Below are 15,375 nucleotides of genomic sequence, written 5' to 3'. Positions count from 1 at the left end.
CGGTACGGCCCCCGGCTCCGGCCGGAGCCGCATCGGAGCGGGACCGGCTCCGAGCCGCACCGGTCCGGGGGCGCGCGCGAACGGCGGCCGCGCCGTCGGGTCTTCTGCCGCCCGTCCCCCACCAACTACCGTAAGCACCAAGACTGCACTCCCGGAGAGGCGTTCCGTTGTACGAAGGCGTGGTCCAGGACCTCATCGACGAGCTCGGCAGGCTGCCGGGCGTCGGTCCCAAGAGCGCGCAGCGGATCGCCTTCCACATCCTGCAGGCGGAGCCCGCCGACGTGCGGCGGCTCGCCCACGCCCTGCTGGAGGTCAAGGAGAAGGTCCGGTTCTGCGTGGTGTGCGGCAACGTCGCCCAGGAGGAGCGCTGCGGCATCTGCCGGGACGCCCGCCGCGACGACGCCGTCATCTGCGTCGTCGAGGAGCCGAAGGACGTCGTCGCCATCGAGCGGACCCGCGAGTTCCGCGGGCGCTACCAAGTGCTCGGCGGCGCGATCAGCCCCATCGAGGGTGTCGGCCCCGACGACCTGCGGATCCGGGAGCTGCTGGCCCGCCTCGCGGACGGCACGGTCACCGAGCTGATCCTGGCGACCGACCCCAACCTGGAGGGGGAGGCCACCGCGACGTACCTGGCGCGGATGGTCAAGCCCATGGGCCTGAAGGTCACGCGTCTCGCCAGCGGGCTCCCCGTTGGCGGCGACCTGGAATACGCCGACGAGGTCACGCTCGGTCGGGCGTTCGAAGGGAGACGACTCCTCGATGTCTGACGCCACACTCCATGCCCACTCCCTCGACCCGGACAGCTTCGCGGTCCAGGTCGCCGACTCCATCGAGTCCTTCATCGTGGCCGTCACGGAAGTGGCCAAGGGGGACGAACCCGACAGTGCCGTACCGTTCCTGCTGCTGGAGGTCTCGCAGCTGCTGCTGGCCGGGGGCAGGCTCGGCGCGCACGAGGACATCGTCCCGGACGAGCGGTACGAGCCGGACACGGGCCCCGACCTGGACGTCGACGAGCTGCGGGAGCGGTTCGCCGTGATGCTGGACCCGGTCGACGTCTTCTCGGAGGTCTTCGACCCCTACGAGCCGCGCAGGGCGCCCGTCCCGTCGCGGATCTCCGACAGCCTCGCCGACATCGTCATGGACCTGCGGCACGGCCTCGCCCACTACCGGGCGGGCCGCACCACCGAGGCCCTGTGGTGGTGGCAGTTCTCGTACTTCTCCAACTGGGGTCCGACCGCCTCCGCCACCCTCCGCGCCCTGCAGTCGCTGGTCGCGCACGTGCGCCTGGACCAGCCGCTCGAAGCGCTGGACGGGCTCGACACGGACGAGGCGGACGAGGACGAGGACCTCGCGGAGGAGGCGGGCCGCGTGATGGTCCAGGAGATCGCCGCCCCCCTGGGCCTGCGCGCCCACCACCCTTCCTGACCCTTCAACGGCGCGCAGCGTCCGCGCCTGTAGGCGGGTGCCTGCCGGTGTGGTCGCGGAGGCGGAGCGGCGGGGGCCGGCCCGTACCCGCCCGTACCCGCCCGGCAGGGCAGCCGCTGGGGCGCTGCCCGGCACGCGGCCCTGAGGCCCGCGGCGCCCCGCCGCGCGGCCATCGGGCCCCGGCGTCCCGGGGTGTGACTCGGGACACGTTCCGCTTAGGCCGCCCCGGCCGGGGCAGGGGCGGCGTGAGCGGCCAGGAAGGGACCGGTCCGGAGGCTCCACGAGCCGCCGGGCCGACGCCGGGTGCTACCGGATGATCACTGGTTGAGCGGGACATCTCACGATGTGACACTTCGGAGTCCTTTCCCGGCCGCTCGTTAGACTGAGCCGACCGCAAACGGACTGAGCGAGGAGCGCACGTGGGCCTTGTCGTGCAGAAGTACGGAGGCTCCTCCGTTGCCGATGCCGAGGGCATCAAGCGCGTCGCCAAGCGAATCGTCGAAGCCAAGAAGAACGGCCACCAGGTGGTCGTCGTGGTTTCCGCGATGGGCGACACGACGGACGAGCTGATCGAACTCGCCGAGCAGGTATCCCCGATGCCTGCCGGACGTGAGTTCGACATGCTGCTGACCGCCGGGGAGCGGATCTCCATGGCCCTGCTGGCGATGGCGATCAAAAACCTGGGCCACGAGGCCCAGTCCTTCACCGGCAGCCAGGCAGGCGTCATCACCGACTCGGTCCACAACAAGGCGCGCATCATCGATGTCACGCCGGGCCGGATCCGCACGGCGCTGGACGAGGGCAACATCGCCATCGTCGCCGGCTTCCAGGGCGTCTCCCAGGACAAGAAGGACATCACCACCCTCGGCCGGGGCGGTTCCGACACCACCGCCGTGGCCCTCGCCGCGGCGCTGGACGCCGAGGTGTGCGAGATCTACACGGACGTCGACGGCGTCTTCACCGCCGACCCCCGGGTCGTGAAGAAGGCCCGGAAGATCGACTGGATCTCCTTCGAGGACATGCTGGAGCTCGCCAGCTCCGGCTCCAAGGTGCTGCTGCACCGCTGCGTCGAGTACGCACGCCGTTACAACATCCCGATCCACGTCCGGTCGTCCTTCTCCGGGCTCCAGGGCACGTGGGTCAGCAACGAACCGCGAGGGGACCGCAAGGTGGAGCAGGCCATCATCTCCGGTGTCGCGCACGACACCTCCGAGGCGAAGATCACCGTCGTCGGCGTGCCCGACAAGCCGGGCGAGGCCGCCGCGATCTTCCGCACCATCGCGGACGCCGAGATCAACCTCGACATGGTGGTGCAGAACGTCTCCGCCGCCTCGACCGGTCTCACGGACATCTCCTTCACACTGCCCAAGACCGAGGGCCGCAAGGCCATCGACGCCCTGGAGAAGCAGAAGGCCGCCATCGGCTTCGAGTCCCTGCGGTACGACGACCAGATCGGCAAGATCTCCCTCGTCGGCGCCGGGATGAAGACCAACCCGGGCGTCACCGCCTCCTTCTTCGAGGCGCTGTCGGACGCGGGCGTGAACATCGAGCTGATCTCGACCTCCGAGATCCGCATCTCGGTCGTGACCCGCGCCGACGACGTCAACGAAGCCGTCCGCGCCGTCCACACCGCCTTCGGTCTGGACAGCGACTCGGCCGAGGCGGTCGTCTACGGCGGCACCGGCCGGTAAACCGGTCGGGCCACCTCGATGAGCCGCCGCAAGCCGGCGCTCGCGGTCGTCGGAGCGACCGGAGCCGCCGGCGCGGTGCTGCTCCAGATCCTGTCGCAGCACGCCGACGTCTGGGGCGACATCCGCCTGCTCGCCTCCCCGCGCTCAGCCGGCCGCAAGCTGGCCGTGCGCGGGGTGGAGACCGAGGTCCTCGCCCTGGGCGAGGACTCCCTCGACGGGGTCGACGTCGCCGTCTTCCTGGTGCCGGAGGAGGTCGCCGCCCACTGGGCGCCGGTCGCCGCCGCCCGGGGCGCGGTCGTCGTCGACGCCTCGCCCGCGTTCCGCGCGCACCCCGACGTCCCGCTCGTCGTCCCCGAGCTGAACCCGGACGCCGCCCGCGAGCGGCCCCGCGGCATCGTCGCGAGCCCCGGCTGCACCACGCTCGCGCTGATCGTCGCGGTCGGCGCGCTGCACGCCCAGTTCGGGCTGACCGAGCTGGTCGTCTCCGCGTACCAGGCGGCGAGCGGCGCGGGACAGGACGGCGTCGCCGCCCTGCGCGGCCAGCTCGCGGCGGTCGCCGGCACGGAGCTGGGCGCGGCCCCCGGAGACGTACGCAGGGCCCTCGGCGACGACCGGAACGGGCCCTTCCCGGCCCCGCTCGCGCTCAACGTGGTCCCCTGGTGCGGCACCCCCCAGGAGGGCGGCTGGTCCTCCGAGGAGCTGCGCGTGCGCGCCGAGGCCCGCAAGGTCCTCGACCTGCCGGAGCTGCGGGTCTCCGCCACCTGCGTGCGGGTCCCCGTGGTCACCGCGCACTCCGTCGCGGTGCACGCCCGCTTCGAACGCCCCGTGACCGTCGCCAAGGCCCACCACGCCCTCGCGGCGGCGCCGGGCGTCGTGCTGTACGACGACCCCGCCGCCGGGGACTTCCCGACCCCGTCCGACGTCGTGGGCACCGACCCGACCTGGGTGGGGCGGGTGCGGCGCTCCCTGGACGACGAGCGGGCCCTGGAGTTCTTCGTGTGCGGCGACAACCTGCGCAAGGGCGCGGCGCTGAACACCGCGCAGATCGCCGAGCTCGTGGCGGCGGAACTCGCCGCCGCGCCCCGCGGCCCCGCACCGGGGCGCTGCGTACCGTCCGCGCGGCTTCCCGCGGACCCCGTACGGGACGACGAATCGCCCACCGCGGGCGGTTACGGGCCCTCGCCCGGATACCCGCTGGATCCGGCGCCGTAGCTTTGTAGGATCAGTGGACGCCCTGCGCGCAAGCCTTCGAAAGATGCCGCTTGAACTGGGGCTATGGCATGTTCGAGGGCGCTGGCCCGCCGGGGTCGGGGCCGGCGGCGAGCGCCCCGGTGGTCGCCCTGCGTGCTGACGCGAACGGGGCCAGGGGAAGAGCGGATACGCGATGAGGGCGAACGACGCACCGTCAAAAAGGGAGACGTGCGCGTACAACCCTGACGGGGGGCGACGTGTCCAACAGGCGTGGCAGAGGTACTCGACATCAGAACAGCGGGCCCGTTCCGCGGCGGCACAGGCGTTCTCCCGCTGCTGCGGCCCCAGCGGAGCCCGCGGGCCGGCGGCATGCCGGTGATCGCTCCCATGCCCGCCGCGAAGCGCGGACGCTCCCGCGTGCCGTCCGCCCGTGACGCCGCCGGCGAGACGATCGGGACGATGACGTCGGGGACCACCGTCGACCACCTCACCGAGACGTACCGCGCCCACTACCGGTCGCTGCTCGGTCTCGCCGCCCTGCTGCTCGACGACACCGCGTCCTGCGAGGACGTCGTCCAGGAGGCGTTCATCCGCGTGCACTCCGCCCGCCGGCGGGTCCGCGACCCCGAGAAGACCCTCGCCTACCTGCGGCAGACCGTCGTCAACCTCTCCCGGTCCACGCTGCGCCGCCGCATCCTCGGCCTGAAGCTGCTCTCCAAGCCGATGCCGGACATGGCCAGCGCGGAGGAGGGCGCCTACGACCAGCTGGAGCGCGACGACCTGATCAAGGCCATGCGCAAGCTCCAGCGCCGCCAGCGCGAGGTGCTGGTGCTGCGCTACTTCGCGGACATGACCGAGGCGCAGGTCGCCGAGACGCTGGGCATATCCCTCGGCTCGGTGAAGGCGTACGGCTCCCGGGGCATCGCGGCCCTGCGCGTCACGATGGGGGCGAAGGCATGAACGGCGGACACGGCACGCACGAGGGGCGCGATGGGCGCGGCCCGCGCGCGGCAGGCGACCTGACAGGCGACGGCATGGCGAACAACGGGCACGGAGGCTCCCGCGACGGCGGCGGCGACGGCGCCGACGACCGCACGAGGCCCCTCCCCGGCCTCGGGGACGGCTCCGCGGACAACGCCGCCGACCTGGGCGACGGCCCCGGCGGCGGCCTCGGCAGCGATCCGGTCGACGGCCGCGGTGGCCCCGGCAGAAACCTGGGCGGCGGCCTCGGCAGTGACCTCGGCGCCGATCTGGACGGTGACGTGGGCGGCGACGTGGGCGGCGACCTCGACGCCGACGAACTCCGACTGCGCCGCATCCTGCAGGGCGCGGTGCGCGACCTCCAGCCCTCCGACGGCGCGCTGGACCATCTGCGTACGGCCGTGCCGAGGCGGCGGGCCCGCAAGCGGCAGGCCCTCGTGGGCGCGGCCGCCGCGGTCGTGCTGCTCGGCACCGGCGTCCCGGCGTTCGTGGTCGCCGGCGACGGCGGCCCCGACGGCACCCCGGTCAACGTCGGCCACGGCCTGCACGACCAGGGCGGCAACGGAGACCAGGGCGGCGGTACGGCCGGCGAGCAGGCGGCCGGCAGCCCCTCCGGCGAACTGGGCGGCGGCAGCGCCGGTCCCGGCGGCGGTGGCGGCACGGGCGCCAGCGCCCGGCCGGAGCAGTCGCAGAAGGCGACCGCGGGTGCCTCCGAGGGCACGGCCGACAGCGGCACGTCCGACCCCTCGGCGCCCGCACCGCAGCGACTGCCCGCGTGTACGGCCGGCCAGCTCGGCGTGGTGTCGGCCACGACGCAGCCGGGCGCGAACGGCGTCGTCTACGGAACGTTCCGCGTCGGCAACGTCTCCGGCAGCGACTGCGCCGTCAAGGGCCCCGGCGGCATCGGCTTCCGCGCGGGCGGCGCCGCCGACCAGGACCGGATCGCCGTCGTCCCGCACACCGCGGGCGGCCCGGCGGCCGAGCTGCCCGCGCACTCGGCGTACGCCGCCGTCGTCGCGCTGGAGCCGTCCGCGGCCTACGAGGTGCGGTTCGCGTGGGTGCCGAAGGACACCTGCCCGGTGGAGGGAGGCGCCAGCGGGGAACCGAGCACCACGCCCTCGGAGCCGGAGACGCCCCCCGCGGGCGGCACCGGCACCACCGGCGAGACGGAGGGCGACGGCGGCACGCCGGACACGGCGACCGGCACCGAGACCCAGCTCGTCACCGAGGAGGAGCCCACCCAGGTGGAGGGCAGCGTGACGGTCACCCACACGGCACAGCCGGGCTCCCCGACCGCCGAGGCCGCCATCCCCCAGGCCTGCGCCGGAACGATCTACCACACCGGCCTCCTCCCCACCCCGTAGCCCATCCCGGCCCGCAGTGCCCCGAGGCGCGCACCGCCGGCCCTGCACCTTCCCGGACGGCCCCGGTGCGGCCCGGAGCGGCTGCGGGCACGGCTGCGGGCACGGCGGCGGGGGCGGGGGCGGACGGCCAGTGGCCCGCGCGGTCCCCGGCCGCGGGCCTGCGTGCGGGCGGGCCTGCGCGGTCCCTGGCCGCGGGCCTGCGTGCGGGCGGGCCTGCGCGGTCCCTGGCCGCGGGCCTGCGTGCGGGCGGGCCTGCGCGGTCCCTGGCCGCGGGCCTGCGTGCGGGCGGGCCTGCGCGGTCCCTGGCCGCGGGCCTGCGTGCGGGCCTGCGGCTGTGGCCGGGCCTGCGCGGCCGGGCCTGCGGCTGTGGCCGGGCCTGCGCGGCCGGGGCTGCGGCTGTGGCCGGGCCTGCGGCTCTGGTCGGGCCTGCGTGGGCGGGCATGGTCCTGCGGCTGTGGCCAGGGCTGCGGCTGTGTGGGCGGCATGGTCCTGCTGGCCGACCGGTGGTTTTCGGGTGCGCGTGGTCGGCCGACGGGCATGGCGTCCTCACGCGCGGCGCTGTGGGCCCGTGTCGTACGGGCCTCCGTGCGGTGCGCGCGAGGGCGTCCTCACGCGCGGCGCCATGCACCCGTGCCGCGGTGCCCCTGCGTGCGCACGTACGGGCGTCACGCGGGCGGCGTCCTCGTCCTGACCCCGCCCGGAGGCACCGCCGACCCGCCCGGAGGCGCGCCCCGATACCGCCCGGCCGGGCCGGGTGCCGCTGCCGTGCCGCCGCTCCCGCCGAGGCCTGTCGCCGGGCTGGCGCGCAGCGGCCCGGTTCCGGGCCCGCCCTCGCGGGGCGCACCCGTCAGGCGCGGGTGGCCGGTTCCGACGGTGGGGCCGGGGCGGGGGCCGGGGCCTCGTCCGGGTCCGGGAGGCCCAGGGCGCGGTCGCGGGCGGCCTCCGCCTCCCTGCGGGCCAGCCGGAACCACATGAACAGGACGAAGCCCGCGAACGCGAACCACTCGCCCGTGTAGCCGAGGTTCTGGAACGCCTTCAGGTCCAGGCCCGTGCCCGCGGGCGCCGTCGCCGGGACCGGGGTGAGCCCGGCGGGGGAGTCCGCGAGGGTCACCCACGCGTTGTACACGTCCACGTCCGCCGGCACCAGGTTCACCAGGGACGCCGCGCTGATGATGCCGACCTGGCCCTCCGGCAGACCGCCGGCCGCCCGTACGCCCCCGGAGCCGGCGTGCTCCGACGCCTGGAGGGCGCCGGTGACCGTCACCTCACCGGTCGGCGGGGCCGGGGGCCTGGCCCCTTCGGGCAGCCAGCCCCGGACCACCGGCAGCGCCTTGCCGCCCGCGGTGTCGAGGAGCGTCAGTACGTACGCACCGGTCTTCCCGTCCAGCTCCCGGCCCGGGACCAGGAACTGGCTGCCGTAGCGGCCGGTGGCCTCCGCCTGGCGGCCGGAGGTCTCCTTGTCGACGGGAAGCAGGTCCTCCAGCGGTACCGCCTTCTCCCGGGCGGCCTCCTCGGGCCGATCCGCGGCCGCCTGGTGCGCGTCGACCCGGTCCTCGAACCTGCCGAGCTGCCAGGTCCCCATGTACAGGCAGAACGGGATCGCCAGCAGCACGAAGACGTTGATCCCCCACCAGCGGGGTGTCGTCAGGAACCGGTACACCCCTCCACGGTACGGAACGCGCTCACCTCCCCTCCGCCCGGGTCCCCAGGTGCCGGGCCGCGAAGTCCAGCTCCAGCCGGACCTGCTTGATCCGCTCGCCCACCACCAGGGAGCCGTGGCCCGCGTCGTACCGGTACACCTCGTGGACCGCGCCGCGCGCCGCGAGCCGCTCGACGTAGTTGTCGATCTGCCGGATCGGGCAGCGCGGGTCGTTGACGCCCGCCGAGATGTAGACCGGCGCGCGGACCCGGTCCACGTACGTGAGCGGCGACGACGCCGCGTACCGCTCGGGCACCTCCTCGGGCGATCCGCCCAGCAGCGTGCGGTCCAGGGCCTTCAGGCTCTCCATCTCGTCGTGGTAAGCGGTGACGTAGTCCGCGACGGGCACGGCGGCGATGCCGACGGTCCATGCGTCCGGCTGGGTGCCCAGGCCGAGCAGGGTGAGGTAGCCGCCCCAGGAGCCGCCGGTCAGGACCAGCCTGTCCGGGTCGGCGAGCCCCGACGACACCGCCCACTCACGGACCGCGGCGATGTCCTCCAGCTCGATCAGCCCGACGCGGTGCTTGAGGGCGTCGGTCCACTCCCGGCCGTAGCCGGTCGAGCCGCGGTAGTTCACCCGCACCACCGCGTACCCGTGGTCCACCCAGGCCGCCGGACCGGCCGCGAAGGCGTCGCTGTCGTGCCACGTGGGGCCGCCGTGGATGTCGAACACCGTCGGCAGCGGCCCGCTCGCGCCCTCGGGCCGCTGCACCAGCGCGTGGATGCGGCCGCCGGGTCCCTCCACCCACGCGTCCTCGACCGGCACCGACGCCGGAGCCTTCGGCCCCGGCGGGTCCAGCACCACCCCGCCCGCCGTGGACCGCACCGACGACGGCAGCGCCGCCGACGACCACAGGTACTCGACGGTCCCGTCCGGGCGGGCCGTGGCCCCCGACACCGAACCGGCCGGGGTGTCCAGCCGCACCAGCGCCCCGGTCGCCAGCTCGTACCGCCACAGCTCGCCGCGCGCCTCGAAGTCGTGGGCGATGAGGAGCGCGGCGCCGTCGGGGTACCACTCGGCGCTCAGGTCGCCCGGCAGGTCAAGCCGCAGCTCCCGCTCCTCGCCGGACGCCACGTCCCACAGCAGCAGCTCCCACCGGCCGCGCCGCTGGTGTCCCACCAGCAGCCGCGGGTCCCCGGCGACCGGTGCGAAGCCCAGCACCGCGAGGCCCAGCTCCTTCGTGCCCCCCTTCGTGTCGTCCAGCTCCGCGACGACCGAGCCGTCGAGCCGCACCACCCGCAGCGCCGAGTGCATGGCGTCCCCGTGCTCGGTGTGCTCGACCGCCAGCAGCGTCCCGTCCCGCGACAGGTCCCCGACACCGGCGGACTCGCGGTGCCGGTAGATCTCCACGGGCGTGTGCCCCGGCCGCACCACGTGGATCGTGGTGCCGTCCTCGTCGGTCGACCTGCCCACCACCGCCGTGCCGTCCCGGCCGATCGCGATCCCCGCCGGGTACGACGGGGCCAGACCGGGCGCCGCCGGTTCGTCCGGCCCGCCCCGGAACGGCTGGCGCATCCACATGCCGAACTCGTCGCCGTCCGTGTCGGCGAACCACCAGATCCACTCGCCGTCCGGCGACAGCGTGCCCTCGGTCGTGCCGTTCGGCCGGTCGGTGGCCTGCCGCTGCTCCCCCGTCGTCCGGTCCCACGCGTACAGCTCGTACGTCCCGGTCGCGTTCGACTCGAACAGCGCACGGTCCGGGGCGTCCTCCGCCCAGTCGGGCAGGGAGACCCGCGGTGCCCGGAACCGCAGCTCCCAGTCCGGCACGGGGGCCGGTGCGCAGGCGGCGGAGCCCGTGCCGCCGCTGCCCGCGCTCGTCGTCTGTACGTCCTTCTGATCAGTCATGCCGTCCATGATGCTCCGGGCGGCCGACATCCCGCCGAGCCTGTGGATAACTCCGGCCGGACCCGGACCCGGACCCGGACCCGGCGGCTCGGCTCCGCTCGGCGGACGACCCCCGTCCGGTCGGGCCCGGCAGCTCAGCGGGACGGCTCCGGCCCCGTCCCGGCCGGACGGCTCCCCTCCGTCCCGGCCGGCAGCTCAGCGGACGGCTCCCGCCCCGTCCCGGCCGGCAGCGCAGCAGATCACTCCCGCCCGCACCGCAGGGCCCGGCCCCGCACCGCAGGGCCCGGCCCCGCCCGGCAGCTCAGCGGGACGCCTGCCGGCCGCGCGGGGCGGCCGGGGCCGCGTGCGGGTCCGCCGCCCGCGTGATCGCCGACTCGATCGCCGCGACGCGGTCGGCGAGCAGCCCGAGCGCCGCCACCGCCCGCACGACCGGGTCCTCCTCCGGGCCGCCCAGCGTCCGCGCCCGGCTGTGCGCGGCCTTCAGCTCGGCCCAGCGGTCCGCCTGCTCCGGCGTCAGCGTGCCCCGCAGCTCCGCCAGCTTCAGCAGGTTCGCCTCGGCGCCGGCCGTCAGCGTCTGGGCCTCGGCCGTGTAGTGGTCGCGGACGACCGCGTCGAGCTCCGCCTCGTTCATCACCGGCGAGATCCGCGCCGCGATCTTGTTCATGTCGCGGTACGAGCCCTGCAGCTGGAACCGCGGCTCGGTGCGGGCCTCGTCCGACCGGGCCGCCGACGCGATGTACGCGGCGTTCACCGCGAGCACCGTGCGCCGTGCGGCCAGCACGTGCCGCAGGACCGCGAGGACCTCGGCCAGCTCGGACGCCGCGTACGGGTGGCTCAGCCGGTCCGGGCCCGGCGCCGCCGGGTCGCCGGCCGCCAGCCGCACGAGGACGTCCAGGTCCGCCGGGTCGCGGCCGGCCAGCGGGGCCAGCACCGGGTTCGCGGTGAGCGCGTTCTCGACGAAGCTCAATGCGAACGCGTCCTCCTTGCCGGTCAGGACGTCGCCCAGGTTCCACACGTCCGCGCGGTTGGCCAGCATGTCGGGGATCCGGAAGCGGCTGCCCGACTCCGTGTACGGGTTCGCCGTCATGCACACCGCGAACCGCTTGCCGCGCAGGTCGTGACCCTCCAGCGTGCGGGTCGCGTCGCACAGCGGGATGAACTTCTGCAGCAGCTCCGGCGAGGTGTGCTGCACGTCGTCGACGTGCAGGAGCACGTTGCCGCCCGCGGCCAGCGCGAAGCGGATCTTCTCCAGTTCGCGGCGGGCCGCCGAGTGCGGTGCCTCCGCGGGGTCGAGCGAGGTGGCCTGGTGGCCGAGCGCCGGGCCGTCCACCTTCACCAGCAGCATGCCGAGGCGCTCCGCGACGTACTCCATCAGCGTCGTCTTGCCGTATCCCGGCGGTGACACGAGCAGCAGCAGGCCGTGGCTGCCGGCGCCCATCTGCCGGTGGAGGCTGTCGCCGACCAGCGGCAGGTACACCTCGTCGACCAGCCGGCCCCGCACGAACGACGCCATGGCGCGCGGCCGGTAGGCGTCCAGGCCGAGCCGGGCCCGCTCGGCCGCCACCAGCGCCGCCCGCTGCCTGCGGTACGCCCGGAACGCGGGCGCGGTGTGCCGCCGGAAGTGCCCCACGCGCGCGAGGAGCTCGTCCAGCCGCACCGTCAGGGACCGCCCGGAGATCCGCGGGTGCGAGCCCAGCAGGCCGTGCACGGTCGCCGTCAGCTCCGCGTCGCGGTCGTAGCGGGCCAGGTGCGGGCACGTCTCCAGGGCGACCGCCTCCGCGAGGTCCCCGGGCGCCGCCGGTCGGCCGGACGCCGCCGCGTACGCCGACAGCCACGACTCGACCAGCAGTCGCCGGGCCGCCGGGTCCGCGATCCCGGCGAGGTCCCGCTCGTACGCCTCCGCGTCCACCGCGCCCCGGAACCCCTCCACCAGGGCGCGCGCCGCACGGCCCGCCACGAAGCCCTCCGGTGCCGTCCCCAGTTCCTCCACCAGGTAGGCGGCGGCCTCCTCGTCACCCGCCGCCGCGGCCAGTTCGTCCCGCAGCGCGTCCAGCCCGGGCGCCGTCCCGAAGGCGGCACGCGCGCGTGCCAGCGACCGCGCCCGCACCGCCCATCCCGTGCGCGCCGCCTCGTCCGCGCCGTACGCCCAGAACTCCTGCGCCGCCGCACGCGCGCGTGCCGGGTGCCGCAGCAGTCCCGCGTCGGCGTGCAGCGGCAGCAGGGCGGCCAGGAGGAGGGCCGCGTCGCGGTCGTGCACGCCGAGCTCGTACCCCTCGTCGTACGCCTCCCTGGCGGCCTCCCGTACGAGCCCGGCCAGGTCGTCCGCGTCCGCGAGGGCCTGCGCGCCGTGCTCCGCCAGCAGCCGCACCGCGAGGAACTCGCCCCGGTACACGTCCGCGTTCTCGGACGGCAGGCTCTGGCCCCAGTAGGGGCGCGTCGCGGCGAACTCCTCGTCCTCCACCGGGGCCCGGTAGTCGGTGCCCGTCACCGCGAACGCCAGTGCGTCCTCGCCGTGCGGCACCAGCGTCAGGTCCATCGGGCGGGTGTTCACCGGGAACAGGTGCCGGCCCAGCCGGATCGCCGTCCCGCCGTCCGCGTACAGGTCCGCGCGGTCCCGCAGCGCCCGCGCGGCCTCCTGCCGGGCGGCCGCGATCCGGCCCTCCAGCTCCGCGGCCCGCGCCGTCTCGCCGAGCGCCCGCAGCTCCTGCGCGGACCTGCGCACCTTCGCCACCAGCGGGTCCGACGCGAAGAACGTGTGCAGCCCGTCCGCGTCGGCGAGCGACACCAGGCGCCGCGCCACCGTCTCCAGGACCCGCCCCGCCGACGACGCGAGCCGCTCCGCGTGCCGCGCCCGCTCGTCCTGCAGGGCCTGCTTCCGCGCCGTGAAAGCCTCGTACACCTCGTCGCGCTTCGCGGCCACCACGGCCAGGGCCTCGTCGGACGCCCCGAAGCGGGCCTCCAGGCCCTCCAGCCGCAGCAGCAGCGCGGCGAGCTGCCCGTCGCACGCCTCCGGGCTGTCCGAGGCCGCCAGCGCCCCCGTCACGGCCTGGCCGAGCAGCGCCGTCTCCGCGGCGAACTCGGCCCGCGACTCGCCCGCCGCCAGCTCCCTGCGCCGCGCGTCCAGCACCGCCCGGGCCCGGTTGACCCCGCCCAGCACGGCGGAGATCCGCTCCAGGATGGCGGTCCGCAGCGTCGCGTCGCCGATGTCGAGCCCGGTCACGACCTCGGTGACCGTGCGCAGCCCGTCGGCCTGCGCGTCGATCCGCCCGGCCAGCGGCCCCGCCTCGGCCGCCGTGGCGATCCCCTCGGCCTGCGCGGTGAGCCGCTCCACCTCCTCGCCGTACGACGTGAAGGCGTCGTCCCGGGACAGGAACTCCACCGCCCGCCCGGCGAAGGCCGCCAGGTCGCCGTCCACGTCGGCGGCGAGGGCGTCGATGCGGTCCGTGTCGGCGTACCGCATCTCCTTCAGGGTCGTCAGCCTCCCCTGGGCGCGGCGCAGTCCGGTGAGCCGCTCCACCCACTCGGGCGCCGTGCGCGGGCCTCGCCGCGGGTCCGCCGCACCAGCGCGGCGACCTCGGCGGCGGCCTCCGCGAGCGCCTCGGCCGCCTGCCGCTGCAGGTCCCGTACGGTCGCGAACTCGGCGAGCACCTGCGCGGCCGTCTCCCGCACGCCCGTGAGCGGCTCCAGCACGCCGCCGCCGACCTCCGGGTCGTCCAGCCAGTGGTAGGCGTCGAGGGCCCGCGTGCAGCCGGCGAGCAGCTCCTCGTACGCCTCGCCCGTCGCCGGTCCCGACGACACGGCGGCGGCCGTCGCGGCGAGCGTCAGGCAGTCGGACACGCCCCGGACCAGGTCCGGGTTGCCGATCTGCTCCAGCCGGCCGCCGCCGACGGGCTGCGCGGCCGCGTGGGTGTCGGAGAAGAAGGGGGTGTCCCACACCTGGAGCGGGTGCACGCGCGCGTGGTCCCCGTCGGCCGCCGCCCGCAGGACGTGGAGGGTGCCGTCGTCGAACAGCGCGTACCCCCGCCCGGTCACCGGCGCGGCGACGGACGCGCGGACGCGGTTGTACGGCAGCAGCAGGGTGCGGCCCCCTTCGCGCGCGTGGAAGGCGTACAGCACGTCCTCGCCGTTGGGGGAGGCGGCGGCCCGCTCGAACTCCAGCCCGTCCGTGTCGAGGTCGAACACCTTGTGGGCGCCGGTGGCCAGGCAGTAGCCGCCGGGGAACACGACGCCCTGGTCGCCGGGCAGGCGGCGGCAGGCGCTCCCGATCCCGTCGAGCCTGACCACCGCGCGGCTCGGGACGTGGCACACCAGGTACCGGTCGGCGTCCTCCTTGTACGGCCGCACCTTGAGGAGGACGAGGGTGCCTACGCGCGCGTGGGCGATGTCGGCGTCCGCGAGCGACTGGAGCGGTTCCGCGACCGGCTCCGTGTACGGCTCGGCGCCGCCCGCCCGCACCGCGAGCGTGCCGCCCGTCGTCCCCACGAGCAGCTCCACGTCGCCGGGGATCCGGACGTACGGGGTGCCGTCGACGGTCCTGTGGTCCTCGCGGGTCGCCGCCGTCCACGCCACGTCCTGCGCGGCCGGCAGGACGTGGTCGCGTTCGCCCCGCGCGTCGAGGAACTCCGCACCCCCGTCGGTGTGCAGCCGCCAGCGCAGTACGCGGATGTCGGCGGGGGTGTCGCCGGTCCGGAACACCGCGAGCAGCCTGCCGTCCACGACGCGCAGCCGCAGCAGCCGCGCGCCCCGGTAGTAGCGGTGCAGGCCCTGGAACTCCCGGACGAACGCGGGGTCGTCGAGCAGCCCCGGCACCGCGTCGGACGGCAGCGGCGCCACCCCGTCGCGGGCGTGCAGCGAGAAGACGTCGCCGACCTCCGCGTCCCCCGCGGCGGGGCGTCCGGTGAAGCCGAACAGCAGGGCGTCACCGACGGCGACGACGTCCCGTGCCACCGCGGGCGCCGCGGTGCGCAGCCGCTCCGTCCCGGCGAGCCGCAGTTCGCCCGCGCCGAAGACCTCCACGCGGCGGGCGTTGAGCTCCTCCGCGCGGCGCGCGAGCGCGGCCCCCTGTGCGGCGAGGCGGCCGCGCAGCACGTCGTAGGCGGTGGCGTCGATCCCGGGGTGCGCGTCGGCCGGTGCGCTCGGATGGCCGCTTGAGCGGGCGCTCGCGTCGGCCGGTGCGCC

Annotated in this window: 8 protein-coding genes and 1 pseudogene; 6 read left to right on the top strand and 3 right to left on the bottom strand. The window is 75.6% G+C overall.

Annotated features, from left to right (window positions below; genetic code table 11):
* The first annotated feature begins 167 nt into the window (after positions 1–167).
* The 6 genes from recR (at position 168) to L6E17_RS18125 (ending at position 6,652) form a co-directional block, all read left to right on the top strand.
* Complete coding sequence (gene recR, locus L6E17_RS18150; protein WP_236241807.1) at positions 168–767, top strand: recombination mediator RecR; 600 nt, start codon at positions 168–170, stop codon at positions 765–767.
* Positions 760–1,425 (top strand): DUF5063 domain-containing protein, encoded by a 666-nt coding sequence (locus L6E17_RS18145; RefSeq protein ID WP_236241806.1) that lies wholly within the window; start codon positions 760–762, stop codon positions 1,423–1,425. Before recR ends, L6E17_RS18145 begins: the two co-directional genes overlap by 8 nt.
* A gap of 419 nt (positions 1,426–1,844) precedes the next feature.
* The gene (locus tag L6E17_RS18140; RefSeq protein WP_236241805.1) at positions 1,845–3,116 is read left to right on the top strand and encodes an aspartate kinase; all 1,272 of its coding nucleotides are present in this window, start codon (positions 1,845–1,847) and stop codon (positions 3,114–3,116) included.
* Positions 3,117–3,134: 18 nt separating this feature from the next.
* Entirely contained in the window at positions 3,135–4,328 is a 1,194-nt protein-coding gene (locus tag L6E17_RS18135) for an aspartate-semialdehyde dehydrogenase (protein ID WP_236241804.1), read from the top strand.
* 249 nt (positions 4,329–4,577) lie between these two features.
* Entirely contained in the window at positions 4,578–5,267 is a 690-nt protein-coding gene (locus L6E17_RS18130) for a SigE family RNA polymerase sigma factor (RefSeq protein WP_374109081.1), read from the top strand.
* A gap of 74 nt (positions 5,268–5,341) precedes the next feature.
* Positions 5,342–6,652 carry a hypothetical protein gene (locus tag L6E17_RS18125; protein ID WP_236241802.1) on the top strand — a complete coding sequence of 437 codons (1,311 nt, stop codon included), beginning with the start codon at positions 5,342–5,344 and terminating at the stop codon, positions 6,650–6,652.
* An 847-nt stretch (positions 6,653–7,499) separates the two neighbouring features.
* Here the strand turns inward: L6E17_RS18125 and L6E17_RS18120 are convergent.
* The 3 genes and pseudogenes from L6E17_RS18120 to L6E17_RS18110 form a co-directional block, all read right to left on the bottom strand.
* A complete protein-coding gene (locus L6E17_RS18120) occupies positions 7,500–8,312 on the bottom strand; it encodes an SURF1 family protein (protein WP_236241801.1) in 813 nt (270 codons plus the stop codon).
* 22 nt (positions 8,313–8,334) lie between these two features.
* Positions 8,335–10,206 (bottom strand): prolyl oligopeptidase family serine peptidase, encoded by a 1,872-nt coding sequence (locus tag L6E17_RS18115; RefSeq protein WP_236242113.1) that lies wholly within the window; start codon positions 10,204–10,206, stop codon positions 8,335–8,337.
* Between the two features lie 292 nt (positions 10,207–10,498).
* Positions 10,499–15,306, bottom strand: a pseudogene (locus L6E17_RS18110) (DNA repair ATPase).
* Positions 15,307–15,375 lie beyond the last annotated feature (69 nt).

The sequence above is a fragment of the Streptomyces sp. CC228A genome, assembly GCF_021390935.1.
GTDB lineage: Bacteria > Actinomycetota > Actinomycetes > Streptomycetales > Streptomycetaceae > Streptomyces.
Note: the sequence above shows the minus strand (reverse complement) of the source record. Positions and strands in the feature narration are given on the sequence as shown.

Excerpts from the sequence above, each read along its gene's own strand:
- L6E17_RS18145 (WP_236241806.1), top strand. The coding sequence starts at position 760 with ATGTCTGACGCCACACTCCATGCCCACTCCCTCGACCCGGACAGCTTC.
- L6E17_RS18135 (WP_236241804.1), top strand. The coding sequence starts at position 3,135 with ATGAGCCGCCGCAAGCCGGCGCTCGCGGTCGTCGGAGCGACCGGAGCC.
- L6E17_RS18125 (WP_236241802.1), top strand. The coding sequence starts at position 5,342 with ATGGCGAACAACGGGCACGGAGGCTCCCGCGACGGCGGCGGCGACGGC.
- L6E17_RS18115 (WP_236242113.1), bottom strand. The coding sequence starts at position 10,206 with ATGGACGGCATGACTGATCAGAAGGACGTACAGACGACGAGCGCGGGC.